The 17,716-nt window shown below is 54.7% G+C and carries 15 protein-coding genes; 1 reads left to right on the top strand and 14 read right to left on the bottom strand.

The window, feature by feature from the left end; translation table 11 throughout:
* Window positions 1-49 precede the first annotated feature (49 nt).
* Window positions 50-1,141 carry a redox-regulated ATPase YchF gene (gene ychF, locus PUZ33_RS01055; protein ID WP_058680136.1) on the top strand — a complete coding sequence of 364 codons (1,092 nt, stop codon included), beginning with the start codon at window positions 50-52 and terminating at the stop codon, window positions 1,139-1,141.
* 135 nt (window positions 1,142-1,276) lie between these two features.
* Here ychF and tri1 read toward each other — a convergent pair whose 3' ends face one another.
* The 14 genes from tri1 to PUZ33_RS00985 form a co-directional block, all read right to left on the bottom strand.
* Entirely contained in the window at window positions 1,277-2,377 is a 1,101-nt protein-coding gene (tri1, locus tag PUZ33_RS01050) for an ADP-ribosylarginine hydrolase Tri1 (protein ID WP_058680137.1), read from the bottom strand.
* The gene (locus PUZ33_RS01045) at window positions 2,377-3,717 is read right to left on the bottom strand and encodes a PAAR domain-containing protein (RefSeq protein WP_058680138.1); all 1,341 of its coding nucleotides are present in this window, start codon (window positions 3,715-3,717) and stop codon (window positions 2,377-2,379) included. Before PUZ33_RS01045 ends, tri1 begins: the two co-directional genes overlap by 1 nt.
* 2 nt (window positions 3,718-3,719) lie before the next feature.
* Window positions 3,720-4,514, bottom strand: coding sequence for a DcrB-related protein (locus PUZ33_RS01040; protein ID WP_045903136.1), 795 nt, complete (start codon window positions 4,512-4,514; stop codon window positions 3,720-3,722).
* An 11-nt stretch (window positions 4,515-4,525) separates the two neighbouring features.
* Window positions 4,526-6,454 carry a type VI secretion system Vgr family protein gene (locus PUZ33_RS01035; protein ID WP_058680139.1) on the bottom strand — a complete coding sequence of 643 codons (1,929 nt, stop codon included), beginning with the start codon at window positions 6,452-6,454 and terminating at the stop codon, window positions 4,526-4,528.
* 65 nt (window positions 6,455-6,519) lie between these two features.
* Window positions 6,520-6,987, bottom strand: coding sequence for a hypothetical protein (locus tag PUZ33_RS01030; protein WP_058680231.1), 468 nt, complete (start codon window positions 6,985-6,987; stop codon window positions 6,520-6,522).
* Window positions 6,988-7,039: 52 nt separating this feature from the next.
* Window positions 7,040-7,504 (bottom strand): hypothetical protein, encoded by a 465-nt coding sequence (locus tag PUZ33_RS01025; RefSeq protein WP_058680140.1) that lies wholly within the window; start codon window positions 7,502-7,504, stop codon window positions 7,040-7,042.
* Window positions 7,488-8,291 carry a hypothetical protein gene (locus PUZ33_RS01020; RefSeq protein WP_058680141.1) on the bottom strand — a complete coding sequence of 268 codons (804 nt, stop codon included), beginning with the start codon at window positions 8,289-8,291 and terminating at the stop codon, window positions 7,488-7,490. The genes PUZ33_RS01025 and PUZ33_RS01020 overlap by 17 nt, the downstream gene beginning before the upstream one ends.
* Window positions 8,292-8,311: 20 nt before the next feature.
* Window positions 8,312-9,745 carry a serine/threonine protein kinase gene (locus PUZ33_RS01015; RefSeq protein ID WP_058680142.1) on the bottom strand — a complete coding sequence of 478 codons (1,434 nt, stop codon included), beginning with the start codon at window positions 9,743-9,745 and terminating at the stop codon, window positions 8,312-8,314.
* Between the two features lie 24 nt (window positions 9,746-9,769).
* On the bottom strand, window positions 9,770-12,385 hold the full coding sequence (tssH, locus tag PUZ33_RS01010) for a type VI secretion system ATPase TssH (RefSeq protein ID WP_013096191.1): 2,616 nt from the start codon (window positions 12,383-12,385) through the stop codon (window positions 9,770-9,772).
* A gap of 38 nt (window positions 12,386-12,423) precedes the next feature.
* On the bottom strand, window positions 12,424-13,467 hold the full coding sequence (gene tssG / locus PUZ33_RS01005) for a type VI secretion system baseplate subunit TssG (protein WP_013096190.1): 1,044 nt from the start codon (window positions 13,465-13,467) through the stop codon (window positions 12,424-12,426).
* Window positions 13,464-15,335: a type VI secretion system baseplate subunit TssF gene (gene tssF / locus PUZ33_RS01000; RefSeq protein WP_038420938.1), complete on the bottom strand. Its 1,872-nt coding sequence runs from the start codon at window positions 15,333-15,335 to the stop codon at window positions 13,464-13,466. The genes tssG and tssF overlap by 4 nt, the downstream gene beginning before the upstream one ends.
* Before the next feature lie 2 nt (window positions 15,336-15,337).
* Window positions 15,338-15,901 (bottom strand): type VI secretion system baseplate subunit TssE, encoded by a 564-nt coding sequence (tssE, locus tag PUZ33_RS00995; protein ID WP_013096188.1) that lies wholly within the window; start codon window positions 15,899-15,901, stop codon window positions 15,338-15,340.
* Window positions 15,894-16,706, bottom strand: a complete 813-nt coding sequence (locus PUZ33_RS00990) for a type VI secretion system accessory protein TagJ (protein ID WP_020690873.1) — start codon at window positions 16,704-16,706, stop codon at window positions 15,894-15,896. Before PUZ33_RS00990 ends, tssE begins: the two co-directional genes overlap by 8 nt.
* Before the next feature lie 9 nt (window positions 16,707-16,715).
* Window positions 16,716-17,702: a hypothetical protein gene (locus PUZ33_RS00985; RefSeq protein ID WP_252107543.1), complete on the bottom strand. Its 987-nt coding sequence runs from the start codon at window positions 17,700-17,702 to the stop codon at window positions 16,716-16,718.
* Window positions 17,703-17,716: the final 14 nt, after the last annotated feature.

The following is a 17,716-nucleotide window of genomic DNA, read 5'->3' as shown; positions in this document are numbered from 1 at the left end:
TCGGTTATCGTTAACGGATTGATTATCAAGATATTAAGGTGATTTAGAAATGGGATTCAAATGCGGTATCGTCGGTCTGCCAAACGTGGGCAAATCCACCCTGTTTAACGCGCTTACCAAAGCGGGTATCGAAGCGGCGAACTTCCCGTTCTGTACCATCGAACCTAACACTGGCGTTGTGCCAATGCCTGACCCGCGTCTGGACCAGCTCGCGGAAATCGTGAAGCCGCAGCGCATTCTGCCAACCACCATGGAGTTCGTGGACATCGCGGGCCTGGTGAAGGGTGCATCCAAAGGTGAAGGTCTGGGTAACCAGTTCCTGACCAACATCCGTGAAACCGAAGCGATCGGTCACGTGGTGCGTTGCTTCGAGAACGACAACATTATCCACGTAGCGGGCAAAGTAAACCCGGCGGAAGATATTGATGTCATCAACACCGAGCTGGCGCTGTCGGATCTGGATACCTGCGAACGTGCGATCCACCGTATCTCCAAAAAAGCCAAAGGTGGCGATAAAGACGCCAAAGCCGAATTAGCGGTGCTGGAAAAATGTCTGCCACAGCTGGAAAACGCAGGTATGCTGCGCTCACTGGACCTGAGCAAAGAAGAGAAAGAGCTTATCCGCTACCTGAGCTTCCTGACGCTGAAGCCAACCATGTACATTGCCAACGTGAACGAAGACGGTTTTGAAAATAACCCGTACCTCGATCAGGTTCGTGCTATCGCCGAGAAAGAAGGTTCTGTCGTTGTTCCGGTTTGTGCCGCTGTAGAATCCGATATCGCCGAGCTGGATGACGAAGAGCGTGACGAGTTCATGGCCGAGCTGGGTCTGGAAGAGCCAGGTCTGAACCGCGTTATCCGTGCAGGTTATGCCCTGCTCAACCTGCAGACCTACTTCACCGCTGGCGTGAAAGAAGTGCGTGCATGGACTATCCCTGTTGGCGCAACGGCTCCACAGGCTGCGGGCAAGATCCACACCGATTTCGAGAAAGGCTTTATCCGTGCGCAGACTATCGCGTTTGAAGACTTCATCACCTACAAGGGTGAGCAAGGCGCGAAAGAAGCTGGCAAGATGCGTGCTGAAGGGAAAGACTACATCGTTAAAGATGGCGATGTGATGAACTTCCTGTTTAACGTCTGAGTCGTTATGAATGAAAAAAATCCACGCTTTGGCGTGGATTTTTTTATTATTAGAAGTAATCGGCGGAATTATCTTTATATTATGGCTTTAGCGCCTAAATACACGGCACGGGAGAATAACCGTACTATGTTGTATTTATAAAAAAGTATCCTCAGGTGCCCTATCGAACAATTCACCTGCCATTTGGAAAATTCTATCGTGCTGGACCAGCTTGTTTTTCCACTCCAGCGGAATACCGGAATAACCATACAACGCACCTGCTATTTGTCCCGCCGTCGCCGCAACGCTGTCAGCGTCATCGGCAAGATTGGCAGCCAGCAGAATCGCATCCCGGAAATTATCAGTATTCCATACGGACCACATCGCGGCCTCAAGCGTATCGATTACATAACCACTTGAACGAATCTGATCGCGTTTTTTTTGCTTATACTCACCTGCGTTGATAATCATTACACGTGGTTGAAGCGGCATAACGTGCGGAGAAAAAACAAAATTTTTGTTGCTACCGTTAATCATATGCACAAGTAAATAACTTAAATACTGTGTGCTATTTATTGCTTCCGCGGCACCGTGTGTTGCGATACTTTGTTTTTTAGCTTCATAAAACGCTTTGCTTAATGATTTTCTAAAAAAAATAGAGACAGGTGCTTGTCTGATAATGGAAGCATTACCTGCAGTTTCTGGCGCAGTATTACCGCTCCACCCAGGACCAACAGTTAAATATTGCTCTAAAGCAAATCGAGTTGTATTACCTATATCAAAACAGATGCCATTTGAACTGTTATAACCATGCTGATACCATTCCAGAAGCTTATTCCTGAAGCATATAGTATCAGCATCACCTTTCTCAAGTAGAGTTTCCGCAAGACATAATGCCATGGATGTATCATCCGTCCATTCGCCTGCGCGGAGTCTAAATGGCCCACCACCTATCATATCCTTAACGTGTGCTCTGTCACGTGGTAGAAATTCAAGTGTGGTACCTACAGCATCTCCAACCGCAAGACCAATAAGCGCACCGACAGCACGATCCCGTGATTCCGCTAGTGAGATGTTACATGATGGTGTTACATCCCATTGTTTTTGAGCATCACTATTTGAGGATGATTCTAGGGGTTTATCATCATATGTATACTGCATCCTCCGCTGTACTGAAGCACTGCTAACGGGTAAGTATTGTCGATATTTATCCACGTACTTTAATAACGTATTTAAATCAGAGTGCAGATCGATCATTATAATTCCTTATACGTGAGCTCGGTTTTACCACCAGAATCAACGCGCTCAATAACTTCAAATTTGGTGCCAGGTTTAAAAAGTACTTCCGTTTCAGTTCCTTTATATTCGGAGAGAAAATCAATAGGCTTGCCCGTTTTACCATTAATCTTGATTGTGGTATCGCCGGAAAAAGGAACTTTCTGATCGGTACTCATAAATGCGGGATCAGAAACAACACGACCAACCTGGTTTTCCATTAGTACGTTTTCAGGTAACGTTGCCCCTCGGTATGTTATCCCCTCATAGGAAGGAAGCTTATCAAGAGCGTTGGTGGCATGATCCGCAAAAGCCTGAATTTCTGGTGTCAGTTCAGTCTGGCCTCTTAGCGCATTGTTAACCATCGGATAACCTTCATTCGTAGTATAACCGTAAAGAGCCCCTACTTCATCATCGGTTAGCAGGGAGGAGAGTCGTTTATCCCCTTGTTCAGCAAGTTGTCTTCCCCTTGTTACCCAAGTATTTGCAAGGTCTTTACCTACAGCCTCGGATAAACTCATTTTCGGTTTATTTAAAACTGTAGCGCCTAATGGATTTGCTTCAACAGGTTTAACTGCCGGTATTTTACCAGCACGCCACGCATCAAACCGTGCCCCGCCCTTCATGCCAGCCCCGCCGCCGATAACGGAGCCGATTAGCATCCCCCATTTCTGACCGTCGCTACCTTCGCCAAAAAGCATCCCACCCGCGTAACTACCAATAGTTCCACCGCCCATTGCACCGAGAGTGCTCAGAAGTGCAATTGCCGGACTGGCCAGCACCGCCACCGCTCCGGCACCAACGGCGAGCATCGTCCAGTTTACCCATTCAGGAATTTCAGGACTTATTTCATCGGTCTGGACCTTGCCTCCACCAATGATAACATTACGCGAACCCTGGCTAATCTCAGCGCTGCATGTCAGCTTATCGCCAGTGCGAGAAGCAGGAAAGTTGTTGATGTAAACCTTTATCGAACCTTCGGCAACCCGTTGCAGGCTGCCGCTGTGTTCGTCACACTCTCCAGCCGATAGATGAGCGCGGATAGCCTTTCGGCTGTTGATAAAAACATTGGGCGAACCTTCTTTCAACGTACCCGTAGTGTGACGCGGTGCCCATGACATACTTCCCAGGACCTCACCCAAACCACCGGCAGCACACGCCCCTGCGGCGACAGCAGAAACGGCTACCAGAGCGGTCCCACCGGTAACAACAACGGCAGCTGCTCCCAGAATTGCCCCACCTACAAGCCCAGCGATCATCCATCCTTTTGAGGCTGTATGAGCAATCTCGTCATCTACACGTGCGGCCAGACATTCGGACATGACTATTTGGCTCTCTGCGCCATCAGATACTTGCGGATCTGATCTGTTGAGTTAAGGTCGTCAGAACCTGAGACCTGGCGGCAAACAGAAAGCTGTGAAACTAAGTGGTGGGATTTTTCTGCAGAAAGGGTCCACAGCGCGTAACGAAGAGGCTGACTGCCCGGGACAGGCGCAATACTTAAAGGTGCCCCCTGCTTATCAAAAAGTAAATAGTGTCCCTCTTTCGCCCGCTGAAGCGAAAGATGCCCGTAAAGCTCCTGAATGTTTTTAAACACGCTGAGTATCTTACTCTCGCTATCAAGTGCAAAAAATGGCCCCTCTGTGTTGGCCTCAAGCATGTCTCTGGTTTCGGTCGGAGCTGGCTTATGGAACTTGATACTGCGGATAATTGCTTGATATTGATTGTGATAATAATCGCTAAACTCACCAGGACAGGTACCGATGTAACACACCATTTTTCGCCCAGCGGGATGCTCGTCCATTAAAATAATGGTCTGCTTCTGAAAAACGGTCGTACCATCATTTTTAAAATGATAAAAAAGCTCCGCAGCCGCGTGATTATCAACAGTGGTCATATGCGAGGACGTCAGGTTAAAATCTGGTACGGTAATTTCTAACTCACGCACCAGACGAGTTGCCACATCATGCACACTCTCATCTTTTTTTACACTGGCACGAGAAACAACGAAGGTAAACTCACTGGCACCATTTTCGCTCAGGGTAAATAAATTCATGGTTCTGTCTTTATATACATCTGGTAACGCCAGGGTAGCTTCCTGGAGAATATATTCAGCCATTTGAGTTACTCTTATTTGTTGGCATTAATAACAAAAAAACCATCCACTTCCTGCTGAATTGCCGTCTGGTGGGATGCCCCTGGTGCATCAATGGCATTGCTGCCATCAGCAGGGTTAAGATGCAATTCCCCGGAAAGCGTGTTTATTTGTGCACTCTGTTTTGCGGTAAAGTTAAAGTTATTGCCAATGATGTTCACGCTCCCGTCTTTTGATAATTCGATGGCGCTTTCACCACACTCCAGCCTCAACGTATTGCCCGCTGAAATAATAAAGTTATTAACAACTTTATCGCTGCGACTGTTGCCCGTCAGGCAAACCACATCTCCTTTAACCCCTGCCTTCTGATTTTTTGCCACCCGTAAGGTTTCATCCTCTCCCACAAATTGGGTTCGATTTTTTTCCGTGGCATGCGATTCATCATTTTTGACGTTGATATCGAGATTGCGCTCGGCCTGAATCCACACCTGTTCCGCACCCGCCTTGTCCTCAAACCGCAGGGCGTTGGCGTTATCCACGGAGCCATCTTTCGTGCGGCTCATAAAGCCCATCTGCGTCGCCGCTGCCGGCAGCGCCCACGGTGGCATGCTGGCATCGTTGTACACGCGCCCGGTAATAATCGGACGGTCCGGGTCACCGTTGATAAAGTCCACCACAACCTCATCGCCCACGCGCGGGATCTGCACCCCGCCGTAGCCCTGGCCCGCCCATGCGCTCGACACACGCACCCAGCAGGAGCTGGTGTCGTCCCCTTTTGCCAGACGGTCCCAGTGGAATTTCACCTTCACGCGGCCATATTTGTCCGTCCAAATGCTCTCTCCCTGTGGCCCGACAACCTTCGCCGTCTGCGGGCCGTAGGTACGCGGCCATGCCGTGCTCTGCGCCGGACGGAACGACACCGACGCCGGGATAACCGTGAAATCGATGCGGTGGATGGTTTCACCTTCGCCGCTGGCATAGCGGTTCTCTTCCAGATGATACCCGGCCGCCGTCACCAGATAGTCACCGTTATCGCTGAAGAACGGTGCATTGGTCAGGGTGAAGGTGTGACCCGGCGCAATACCCGCTGCCGTGGCGGTGGCCTGAATCTGCTGATGCTCCACCTGCCAGCGCTCCTGGCGAATGCGGGCGTAGAACTCCGCATGCCCGGTCTCCACAAAGCGCCCCGGCCAGTCGTACACGTCAATGCTGCCCGGTGTCGGTGACGCCGGGTTCTGCTGCGCCTGGAACAGCCACGCGTTCGGCTTGCGGAAGTCGTAGTCGTCGAGGCTGTAAATGCCCGGCGTGACGCTGTCCTCCAGCGCCCACTGGCTGATGCCCTCTTCGTCCGTGCTGCCGCCGGACGGCGTCTGGTGATAGGGGATGACCTCGTAGCCGCTGAAGGGCTGATGCTGCGTCGCGGCGTCGGTGAGCACCAGGGTGTGTTTGTCGGCCTCGTGGCTGAAGTAATACGCGATTCCCTCCAGCTCCATCAGGCGGCTGATAAAGTCCAGGCTCGACTCCTGATACTGGACGCAGTAGTCCCATACCCGGTAGCTGCCGGTAAGCTTATCTTCCACGTTGACCTGATGCTCGCCCAGCAGGGTTTTCACAATCTGCGGCACCGTCTGGCCCTGGAAGATACGCAGGTTACGGTCGCGCTTCATCGGCCACAGGTCCGGCTCCACCATCAGCTGGTACACCGCATAGCGCGTGCCCGTCAGCTCAACGGCGCTCACCGCCACACGCGTGACTTTGCCGTTGATGTAGCGCGGGGTAAGCAGGTTCTGGGTCGGGATGGTCACCGTGACCGGCTGGCCCAGCAGTTTGCTGCGGTCGATACGCGCATCCGTGCCGAGCAGGGTCAGCGTCAGGGCGAACGACTCGGACATCGCCTCACGGCCGGAGAGTTTCCAGAAGAGCAGCCCCTCGACGGGGAGCTGAACGGTAATTCGGTTGAGCATAATCGTTATTCCATATGGCTTATGCGACACAAATGATTACGTCAGTAGATCTGACATGCTGAATACTATTCTGATTCAGCCGACTTATTTATGGCGGATTGACTTTTTATGAGATAAATAAGTGAACCTATCTTTACTATTTCAGACAGGACAAGAAGAGAGATATTTACTTTTAAACCACCCCATCCTAATCCACCTGCAATCATAGGAAAAAAAGGTACTGAGCTTCGTAAAGTGATAATGCGCAAAACCTCAAGCGCCAATGAAAATTTGACAGCATAATGCTTTTTCTTGAAAAAAAACCACGCAGAAAAAAGCAATACCAGCGGTATCAACACATAAACAAGGTAATACGTCCCCTGCAACGTATCATCTACCCCTCCGAACCATGTCATGTACACTAGCAAAGCCAGATTCACTAATGCTGAAACCCAGTTTCCACCCAGAAAACTCCAAGAATCAATGGCGTAATACACAGCCCCAATGACATCCATGCCCCCCCAAAAGTAGAATATTTTTTCTCTCGCAGTCATACTGGGCACCAACGTATTTTAAATTTCGCAAAAAAAAAATTATTTCCAGCAATCAACGCAAGCCATTTAAACTACGTTCTGTTTGCCTGTTGCTCATCACATAGAGCATAGAATATAATTTCAGACACTCAGATAAAATAAACAACCCTAAATTCAGCCAAATGCTTGATATTCCAAACACGGTTACTAACAGAGGAAATAGTGTTACCGAACATCTGAAAGAAATAAGCCGCAAAACCTCTTGGATAATCGCAAACTTAATCGCATATGTTTTTCTTTTAAAGAAAAACCAGGCCGAAGCAAATAGCGAAAGTAAGAGAAGCAAATCCAAAATAAAAAAAAGCAATACCAGAGCGCTATAACCACCGCTTGCAACATCGCTGGAAAGGCCACTAAACGCCACGATATCAGAAATAAATGGAATTCTATCCTGTCGAATTGTATTCACACAATAAAGCATGACTGCCAGGACATCCATACATCCCCAGAAATACCATAATTTATTTTTTAAATTCATAATCTTCTTCTCTGACTCCCGGTATCCATTGCCATGATTTACCACTTACAGCCCAGGCATCATCCCCTTCCTGATACTTTTGATAAATCGATCGTGCTTCACCATACCGCCTGATTACAGATTTTTCCGATATTAAGGCACGAGAAACACTATCCAAATCAGCAGGTAAAGGCGTCCAATGTTGAATTTTATCACGTGACGTATTCATATAATCTTTACCGTCAGATCCAAAAACTCGCCCCTCATCCCCCATACTCGTCAGTCGGTTTATCGCCATAATCAGAACATTTTTTGTGCCATGATAATCATTGTCTACCGTCTTCCAATATCCAGGCCCATATTGAGCCGTGGCGGGAACAAACGTATCTCTCGTTGGAGAAGGTTTTCCGAACAGAGCCACATTATGGCGATAGCGTTCGATGATGTAATTTACAAAAGCCGAGTTGTACATCGCCGGATCAACACAAAATAAATCACCCGATTCAGCGATGAAAAAAGGGTAAGTGGATTTTGTGCGTTGGCGTTGAGCAATTAAAACCACTTCCCCTGAGTCAATTAATCGCTCAATCTTATTCAGGTTCTGAGCATATAGCGGATCGAATACCGCATTAGGGTTAAATTCGAAGCGATGTCGTAAACTCAGGCCGTCTATGCTGTGAAATGGATTCGATACTCCACGAACCACGACAAATTCACGACCTACATCGCTCCGTGCATACACAGGAGAGACAATCTTTTCGAATTCCTTTGGATGAAGTCTTTGGCTTCTAAGATCGTACACTTCCATAACATCTCCTGTTTATATTCCTACGGATTCAACAGCCAGGTGCCAGGCTTCACGATATCCAGCGTCTGGCTACGGGTTCTGCCGTTGCCCTGCAGTTCAATGCTCACCTCACCCGCTGGCAGCTTGAGTGATGCATAACCGTTGTTCGCCGGACGCAGCGCTTTCGGCTCGCCGTTCACTTTCAACGTCTCTCCGTCAAGAATGCGAATGTAGACCAGAGCAATCGGGCTGGCTTCAACCGGTGGCGGCGTCGGTTGCGCTGTCGCAGGCGTTGCCGCTTGTTCGCTCACCTTCGCGGTCTCCGGTTTGACATCTGGCGCGTTCGATGCGGTTTCCGTCGTGCGGGATGCTTCCGGCGCTTGCGCAGCCTGCTCTGGTGCATCGTGGCCGCCGCTGAACAGCATCGCGCCAGCGACCACCCCGACCAGCACACCCGCGGCAACCATCCCGGGGATCTTGTAACGACGCCAGTCAAACGCCGAAGCAGGTGCCTCTTCTTCCACCGGCACCAGCATGGTGCCCGGTTTTTTAGCAGTCAGCACGTCATCGATACCGGCGACCGGCATCTCGATTAACGCCGCGAACTCATCAATAGACTGCGGACGGTCTTCCATGTGCAACGCCAGGGCACGGTCAATAGCCTGCAACAGCGACAGGGAGTACCCCTGCGGCTGGATTTCCGCCAGCGGTTTGCAGGTATCCTGAATGGAACGCACCACGCTGACCGGCGGCGGTGAGCCCACGATCAGGGTGCGCAGCACCGCGCCGAGGGCATAGATATCCGTCCACGGTCCCTGCTCGCTTTCGTTGTCGTCGGTGTACTGCTCGATAGGCGCAAAACCCGGACGCAGCATGGTTTCGGTTTCGTCAGAGAGGTTACCGATAGTGCGACGCGCGGAGCCGAAGTCCAGCAGCACCGGCAGGCCGTTATCCTGGATCTGGATGTTATCCAGCGAAATATCGCGGTGCAGATAGCCCTCGTCATGGATGGTCTTGATTGCGCCAAACAGCATCGGCAGCGTACGACGGATCCATGCCTCGTTAATCAGCTCCGGCTTCTCTTCGCGCAGGCGAGAAAGCGTGGTGCCGCTGTAAAACAGCGTCCCCATGTAGGCCGTATCGTTTTGCACCCAGAAGCGCAACACGTGCAGCAGGTTCGGATGGTTGAAGCGCGCCAGCAGGCGGGCTTCCTGAATGAAGCTGTTCAGCCCCGCCGAAAACGCTTTGCCAAAGCGTTCGCTGCGCAGTACCAGCGTCATGTCGTCGCCGCGCACGGCGAGCGAGGAAGGCATAAATTCTTTGATAGCGATAGTGCGTTCGAGCTGGTGATCCCAGGCGCGATAGACGATGCCGAATCCGCCGCCGCCAATCACCTCTTTAATTTCAAACTCGTTGAAGCGATACCCGACCGGGAGCGCGTTTGGGACAGTCCGATTGTTATCATTATCCGTCATCTTTTACAGTTCTCTTGATGATTATTACGCGGCAAACTGACAGTGAAACTCGCCCTGCTCGCAGGTGACATGCAGACGTCGGTACTGCTCGTCGCTGCGGCTGGCGGTAAGTAATATCTGACTCATCTGAGGCAGCAAGGTGTTGGTCAGGATCGCATCCACCATACGTCCACCTGATTCCACCTCGGTACAGCGTTGAACAATCTGTTCTACAACGCTGTCATCAAACTCGGAAATAATATTGTGATTCTCTTCCAGGCGACGCTGAATGCGTTTGAGCTGCAGGCGAACAATCTGCCCCAGCATCGCGTCGCTCAGCGGATAGTACGGCACCACCAGCAACCGGCCCAGCAGCGCCGGTGGGAACACCTCCAGCAGCGGCTGGCGCAGCGCCCCGCTTAACGCCTCCGGCTCCGGCATCAGTTCCGGATCGGCACACATGGCGCTGATAAGCTCGGTCCCGACGTTAGACGTCAGAATAATAATCGTATTACGGAAATCAATGTGACGACCTTCGCCGTCCTCCATCCAGCCTTTGTCAAAGACCTGGAAGAAGATCTCATGTACGTCCGGGTGCGCTTTTTCGATTTCGTCCAGCAGCACCACGCTGTAAGGACGGCGACGGACGGCCTCGGTTAACACCCCGCCTTCACCATAACCGACGTATCCCGGCGGTGCACCTTTTAAGGTTGAAACCGTATGCGCTTCCTGGAATTCACTCATATTAATGGTGATGACGTTCTGTTCGCCACCGTACAGCGACTCCGCCAGCGCCAGCGCGGTTTCGGTTTTCCCCACGCCGGACGGACCGCAGAGCATAAACACGCCGACCGGCTTGTTCGGATCGTCGAGTTTCGCCCGGGAGGTTTTCACCCGGCGGGCAATCAGATCCAGACCGTGACGCTGGCCAATCACCCGCTGGTTCAGCGTGTCGGCGAGGTTCAGTACCGCATCAATCTCGTTTTTCACCATCCGGCCCAGCGGGATGCCGGTCCAGTCAGAGACTACGGCCGCCACCACGTTTTCATCCACAGCGGCAAACAGCAGCGGTTCATCACCCTGTAAGGCGTTCAGCGCCTGCTGCTGCTCTGCCAGTTGGCTGCGCAGCTCAGCGGTATCCTCATCGCCCGCCGCAAACAGTGCGGCACGCAGGCGAATGATCTCCTGCACCAGGCTACGCTCGTCTTCCCAGCGCCGGGCCAGGGCCTCACGTTTCGCCTCATACGCGTCACGCTCTGCGGTTAATGCCGTGACGCGCTCAGATTCCCCTGCACCGACGCGCGCTTCGCGCTCCGCTATCTCAATTTCTACGTCCAGCGCCGCAAGATGGCGCAGGCAATCTTCCAGCTGCGCCGGAGGTGCACTCTGGCTCACCGCCACGCGGGCGCAGGCCGTATCCAGCAGCGCAACGGCTTTATCCGGCAGTTGACGGGCCGGAATGTAGCGATGCGAAAGCTTCACGGCTGCGCTAACCGCTTCGTCGAGCAGTAAGACCTGGTGGTGGGTCTCCAGCGGCGACACGGTGCTGCGCAACATCAGAACCGCTTTGGCCTCATCGGGTTCATGTACCTGCACCGTCTGGAAGCGACGGGTCAGCGCCGGATCTTTCTCGATGTATTTTTTGTATTCCGCCCAGGTGGTGGCGCCAATGGTACGCAGTTGTCCACGCGCCAGCGCTGGCTTCAGCAGGTTGGCGGCATCACCGGTGCCCTGCTGACCGCCCGCACCGATCAGGGTGTGGATTTCATCGATAAACAGAATGACTGGCGTGGCGCTGGACTGCACTTCATTGATTAATGCCTGCAGACGGGCTTCGAACTCGCCTTTCATCCCGGCACCGGCCTGCAGCATGCCGATATCCAGCAGCCACAGCTGAATGTTTTGCAGCGGCTCCGGCACATCGCCGTCGGCGATGCGCAGCGCCAGCCCTTCCACCACTGCCGTTTTTCCGACGCCGGCTTCCCCGGTCAGCAGCGGGTTGTTCTGGCGGCGACGCATCAGGATATCGATCATCTGGCGGATCTCTTCATCGCGCCCAACCACCGGGTCAATTTTGCCTTCACGGGCACGGGCGGTCAGGTCCTGACCATACTGGGCCAGCGTTCCCTGGGCAGCAGGCACCGAACCGGCTGGCGCATCCACTGCGGCAGCGGCCTGCTGCGTCTCTTTGCTGTTGGCACAGATAGTATCGAACTGCTCAATCAGCACCTCGACGTTAAGACGGGTAAACTGCGCCGAGATGCTCTTCAGCACGTTCGCCAGATTCCAGGTTTTCAGAATGCCGATCAGCAGATGGCCACCGCGGATACGGCTGACGCCAAACTTCAGCGATCCATAGACCCAGGCGCGCTCGACGGCGCTGTCGATATGTTCGGAGAGATCGGAAACCGAACTGGCTCCGCGCGGCAGGGCATCGAGCGCCGCCACGATATCGCGCGTCAGCTGCTGTTCGTCGAGGGCAAAATGACGGATCACCTGTTGCAGATCGCCATCCTGCTGCTGCATCAACTGATGCAGCCAGTGCACCAGCTCGACGTAGGGGTTGCCGCGCAGCTTGCAGAACGCGGTGGCGCTTTCCAGAGAGGTAAATAACAGCGTATCCAGTTTGCCGAAAAGCACGGCACGGCTAATTTCTGACATGTTAGTTTCCATTAACAATGATTCGGTATACGGAAGGATTACCGCTCTGCGCGATACACCAGATCGCCACGCGGGACAGGCTGCGGCTGAAGGCCCAGCCAGGTGTTATACCCCAATCGCCCGGTGCTGCCGAGCGTGGCGCCCTGCACGGCGTCAGCGCGCAGGATCACCCGTGTTTCCCATTCAAATTCCACCCCTGCGTACTGGCGTACCCAGTCCCGCAGTTCGGTTACCCATGCTTCACCGGGCAAAAACCGGTTGTACTCTTCCGCGCTGAGTGGGCCAATCTCGATGCGAAATTTATGCTGCACGTCGCGGACCGCCACGCCCAGAAACGCAGATTCGCCCATCCGCGGCACGCGGCGTCCTGCTCCCAGCTGCGCCTGCTCGCGCGGTGAAAGCGGCATCCACTGCGGTACGTTGGCGATCAGTTTGACCGGGGCTTTAAAATAGTTACGCAGGATTTTTTCCAGACCCTCAGGATCCCGTCCGTGGCGGGTCAGGTGTCCGGCGTGGGTAAAGCGGGCATGGGCGCTCAGGCTGCCTTTGTCCATCTGGCCGGGCTGCCCCATACCAATCAACGACGCCAGATATCCCTCAAAACGTTTATTGTCGGCGCGGTCGAGGGAGACGGCAGGCTGCGCATCGGCCCAGGCGCGATAAAACAGCAGCGTCAGACGATGATGGAACAGATCGGCAAACGCGCTCAGGCTGGTGTCCTGATGATGATGGATCCGCTCGCGGGCGTACTCGGTCATGTGAACCGGCAGCGGCCCGTTAGGACCAAACAGGCCGAAGCTCAGAATGGAGACCTCGTGCAGCCCGTTGCCTTCGCGCTGGCGTACCTGCGCCACCGTCGAAGGTGCAAAACTCATCGACGGCTGCTGGCCCAGGCGTAGCGGCTCGAATTTTGGCAGCGGCGCACGCCCCAGTGGGTAGCGTTCCCCGCCCTGAGCATCAATGCGCCTTAACAGCTGGAACAGATCGTAGCGCCATGGCGTCTCGCGAACCCCGCGCCAGAAACTGTCCGGCAGCGGCGTCAGACGATGGACCTTCAGTGGCGCAGTGACTACGTCGCTCATACCAGTGCCCTTTTGCCCATACGCGGCGCCCAGTAGCCAATCTCGCCGCGCTGCTGACTTTTCAGGGTGAATTCCGTGAAGCTGTTGATCGACACCAGACGGGCAAACAGCCGCTCCAGCACGCTACCGAAAAGCCAGGGACTGGCACCGGAAAACGCACGTTCATCCACCGTCAGGGTAATGCCGATGCCACGGGCGAAGACGACCGGTCCCGGCTCGGGCACGCGGCGGTGAACCGGCTCCAGCACGCAGTGACGAACCCCTTCTACCTGACGCGCAACCGGCGTCTCCGCGAGATTAGCGTACAGCCCTAACAGCTGACGCAGCGCGGCGGCGCCCTCTTCGTTTTCACTGTCCATCAGGCTGAGGTAGTTCATCTGTAGCTGGCTGATCAACCGCCAGGTGCTGAACCCTTCTGCCAGTGCCGGACGCGGCGGCGTCGGCCCCTTACGCAAGGTCAGCGACTTCACCGGCATGGAGTCAGCCATAATGAACTGTCCCAGCTCCTGCTGCAGCATCAGCGGCAGATCCCGGCTGGTGCACAGCACCTCGGCGGAGATGTAGCGCAGGTTCTCCTGCCAGGGCGCATGCTGCTCATCCACCAGCGAGACAAAGACCTCCGAGCCAATGTAGCCGGTGCGGGTGCCGTAACGCAGGGCATGCTCAGAGAGCACGCGTTGTTCCCGGCGCAGGGAAAAGTAGGCCCCGTAGTTGCCCGCATCACCGCTCCAGGTGCTCCAGAACGGACGAAACGTCTGGTCGTCGCGCTGACCATCCGCGCTGCCGTATATCTTGTTTACCGCGTAAATTTCATAATCCAGCGGGCGGATGTTATCCACCACCAGATGATATTCATGCTGGCCTTCGCTCAGCTTCTGACGCGCCGCTACCTTCGGGAACAGGTTGATCACCGGCGTGCAGTGCAGGGCCAGATGGCTGGCATCGACAACGCGCTCCAGCTGTTCATCGGTTTTATCCAGCAGAATGAAGATATCGAAGGCTTTTTCGTTTTCGCAGCGCTGGATCAGTTTGCTCAGCCCGCTCAGGCTGATGAAGCGGAAACGGGCCGGAAAAGCAAAGTACTCCTGCAGCAGACGGTAGCCGTCAAAGTTGCGCAGATCGTCCGGGAGTAGCGACTGATCCGCGTCAAACCCTTCCTGACGCAGGGCATCAGACGCCAGCACATCACGCTGCGGATGTTTGCTGACGGTCTGGCAGACCACCCCGACATGGTGCTCCATTACCAGCTCCAGCAGCTTTAACGCCTCGATATCCGGGCCGCTAAGGAAAAACTCCAGCCGGTCAAAATCAAGGTGGCCGAGGTTTTGCGGACCGTCGCAGGCAATGCGGATCCGTAAGGCGCTGCTGATCCCCTGCTGGCCCAGACCAAGCTGTGTCAGGGGCAGGTCGGCAGGCACACCGCCCAGCTCAACCTTGTCGATTTTCAGCGGCAGCAGGTTCACCTCATGCGCCGTGGTGTAGCTGCAGGTCACGCCGGTTTTCTTCAGCGCCAGGCTGTCCATCATTGTGCCGCGCGGCACGATAAAACCGTTGCTCAAATCGCCACGGCTGCTGTCAGGCTGAATTTCAGCAATCGCCATGGACGGAGTGGGCGCGAGATAGTTAGGCGCAATCATCTCCAGCAAGCGCTGGGAGAAGCGCGGAAACTCCGCGTCCATTTTCATCTGCACGCGCGAGGTCAGAAAGGCAAAGCCCTCCATCAGTCGTTCGGTGTACGGATCCGCCACTTCGATGCCGCGCATGCCCAGCCGTCCGGCCACTTTGGGATAGCGCTCGGCAAATTCGGCGCCCATCTCACGCAGATAGGCCAGCTCACGGTTGTAATATTCGAGCAGTTTACTTTCCACGATCACCCCGCATCTTTCAGTTCAAAGTGGCCGTTTTCCAGATCGACATCGGTGCGAAACAGAAACTCCAGCGGGTACGGCACACACCACAAACGCCCTTTTATCTCGATGGAGAGCACGTTGTGCAGATCCAGCGAGGAGGTGTCCGACACACAGCGGACCTGCAGCCCCTGGGGCAAAATGCGGGGTTCAAAGTTGACAATGGCCTCAGTGAGTTTGCGCTGAATGTCGTGCCATTCGATATCCGACATGCGCTTTCCAGCCAGCGGCGCAACGCCAAAATTCACTACCGAACGACTTACGTGTGGCAGCATGCTCAAATCGCCGGAGGCGTCGTGATTGATGGTATTAAACAGCCACTGCAGATCCCGCAGCACGTTGCGACGCAGCGCGGCATGGGTGATCAGGTTGCTGTTGGCCGACTCGCGCTTTTTCTCCGGGTCGTTATCGGTGAGGCGATCGAGCAGCGAGGGCTGCATTTTATCGCGCGCCCCCACCTTCTCCTGCTTACTGCGGGCTTGCCAGCCGCTGCGCAGCAGATCGCCTTCGCCAGCAGGATTACTCATGGGCTCCATCCGTTGCAAAAGTAACGAGACTCAGCGACAGCAGCGGGCTTTCGCTTTGCTCGCTGAGCCAGGCTTTCTGCCCCAACCCTTCATACAGAGTGCCGTCATCATCGAGCGGCAGCCACTCGGTGGTGCGTGCGAGTTTAACGGCGTCAGAGGCATCGGCGGCAAAAGGATAACGCGCCGGGATCTGACACACCTGCTCCGTCCCATCGGTCAAACGCACCAGCGCATGACGCCAGACCAGATCGGTGACGCTGGCCGGAGCCTGGAAACGGATCTCCGCGATAGCGCTAAACGGCAGCCAGAAGTAACGGCCGTTAACAAGGGTTTCGCACACCGGCCCCAGACGGGCATCGCCGTCCATCAGCCATTCAAAGGTCTGCGTCTCATCATTCTCTAGCGTCCATTGCCCCGCGCTCGCCTGCGCCTGTTCAAGGGCTTCCAGACGCAGCGCGTGAGCGCGTTCATCGCTCTCGCTCAGCGCGGCGGCAAGGGTGGTCAGCCATGGCCACTGGGCTTCCGGCATGGCCGGACGACGTTCTCCCGCCATCACCTGCGCGCGTTGCAGCTCTCCCTGAATGCACTGCTCCAGCAGGGTGACGGTGGGTTTCGCCTGCGGCTTAAGCGCCAGCCAGCTTTTCAGCTGGGTCAGCGCGCGTGTCCAGTTACCGCTGAGGGTGAGAAACTGCACAAACGCGGCACGGAGATCGGCATCCGCCGGACGGGCTTTAATCTCGTTTTCAAGACGCACCAGCGCGTCGCTGAGCGACTCACCCGCCAGATGTTGATAGAGCGTATTCATAGCCATTCCTTAGTTTGCCGCGCGCCAGGCGCCCACTGCAGGGTCACGCAGCTGAGGACGCAGGGTATCAATCAGGACAATATTCAGCGTGGTGCCAGGGGTAACCCAGGCGCTCCAGACCTTCTTCACTGCAGCAATACGCGCCTGCAGTTTTGCATCGTCGCTGGCGGTTTCACGCGAGATCTCCACGGCCACCGTGCCGTTGCTTTTCCAGCCGTTCAGGGCGCTGTCGTAAGGCAGGATCATCCAGCTCTGGTCGCTGTTCGGGGTGCTGAAGACCATACGCTCTTTGTTGACGGAGGTGATCAGGGCATGTTCCGGGTCGACGCTTTGATTCAGCCCCATCACCGGGAAGCCGTGAATGTAGGTCACCGCTATCTCTTTTTGACCGCCGCTGCGGGTCTGCGAGATAACCGTGTGGCCGCTCAGCCAGCTGCCGTTGCCGCAGCGGGTCGTGTCGGAATCCGGGATAAACAGCGCCGGCGCGGAAGATCCCCCTTCCCAGAAGGTGCGCAGATGGCAGCCGTCCTGGAGGGTAAACTCCTGCCACGGTGTGCGGTCAGCGGCCACCGTGTTGATTTCAGAGTTCTGGTCAGATGGCAGTAACGCGCCGCTGGTCTGGGTCGCAGCGGGCGCCGTCTGCTGCTGTTTCACCACCAGCTTCCACTCCTGAGCTTTATCTGCCGTTCCCTGCGCAAGCGTAGTCCCTGCCGGATCGTTGAGGGCCCAGCTCAGCTTATTCACTTTGCTGCACTGGTGTTCCAGCAGCGAGCCGAGACGCGGAACAAAGTTTTCCAGCACTGAAACGTCTTTATTGCCGTTGGCCACAATGCGCAGCGCAATCTCTGATTTACACCAGCTCTGCGGGGTGTTGTCTTTGATGTTGTCGATCCAGATATCCAGCTTCTGCGCAGGAGACTGCACGATGCGGAAATTTTCAGCCTGGGCGGTGGAGGCCACCGCCAGAAGTGCCAAACCCGATAGCCAAAGTTTCATATCGTTCCTTGTGT

It is taken from the genome of Enterobacter cloacae complex sp. 2022EL-00981, from assembly GCF_028737495.1.
GTDB lineage: Bacteria > Pseudomonadota > Gammaproteobacteria > Enterobacterales > Enterobacteriaceae > Enterobacter > Enterobacter cloacae.
Note: the sequence above shows the minus strand (reverse complement) of the source record. Positions and strands in the feature narration are given on the sequence as shown.

Coding starts and splice junctions, on each gene's coding strand:
- ychF (WP_058680136.1), top strand. CDS start 50: ATGGGATTCAAATGCGGTATCGTCGGTCTGCCAAACGTGGGCAAATCC.
- tri1 (WP_058680137.1), bottom strand. CDS start 2,377: ATGATCGATCTGCACTCTGATTTAAATACGTTATTAAAGTACGTGGAT.
- PUZ33_RS01045 (WP_058680138.1), bottom strand. CDS start 3,717: ATGTCCGAATGTCTGGCCGCACGTGTAGATGACGAGATTGCTCATACA.
- PUZ33_RS01040 (WP_045903136.1), bottom strand. CDS start 4,514: ATGGCTGAATATATTCTCCAGGAAGCTACCCTGGCGTTACCAGATGTA.
- PUZ33_RS01035 (WP_058680139.1), bottom strand. CDS start 6,454: ATGCTCAACCGAATTACCGTTCAGCTCCCCGTCGAGGGGCTGCTCTTC.
- PUZ33_RS01030 (WP_058680231.1), bottom strand. CDS start 6,987: ATGACTGCGAGAGAAAAAATATTCTACTTTTGGGGGGGCATGGATGTC.
- PUZ33_RS01025 (WP_058680140.1), bottom strand. CDS start 7,504: ATGAATTTAAAAAATAAATTATGGTATTTCTGGGGATGTATGGATGTC.
- PUZ33_RS01020 (WP_058680141.1), bottom strand. CDS start 8,291: ATGGAAGTGTACGATCTTAGAAGCCAAAGACTTCATCCAAAGGAATTC.
- PUZ33_RS01015 (WP_058680142.1), bottom strand. CDS start 9,745: ATGACGGATAATGATAACAATCGGACTGTCCCAAACGCGCTCCCGGTC.
- tssH (WP_013096191.1), bottom strand. CDS start 12,385: ATGTCAGAAATTAGCCGTGCCGTGCTTTTCGGCAAACTGGATACGCTG.
- tssG (WP_013096190.1), bottom strand. CDS start 13,467: ATGAGCGACGTAGTCACTGCGCCACTGAAGGTCCATCGTCTGACGCCG.
- tssE (WP_013096188.1), bottom strand. CDS start 15,901: ATGAGTAATCCTGCTGGCGAAGGCGATCTGCTGCGCAGCGGCTGGCAA.
- PUZ33_RS00990 (WP_020690873.1), bottom strand. CDS start 16,706: ATGAATACGCTCTATCAACATCTGGCGGGTGAGTCGCTCAGCGACGCG.
- PUZ33_RS00985 (WP_252107543.1), bottom strand. CDS start 17,702: ATGAAACTTTGGCTATCGGGTTTGGCACTTCTGGCGGTGGCCTCCACC.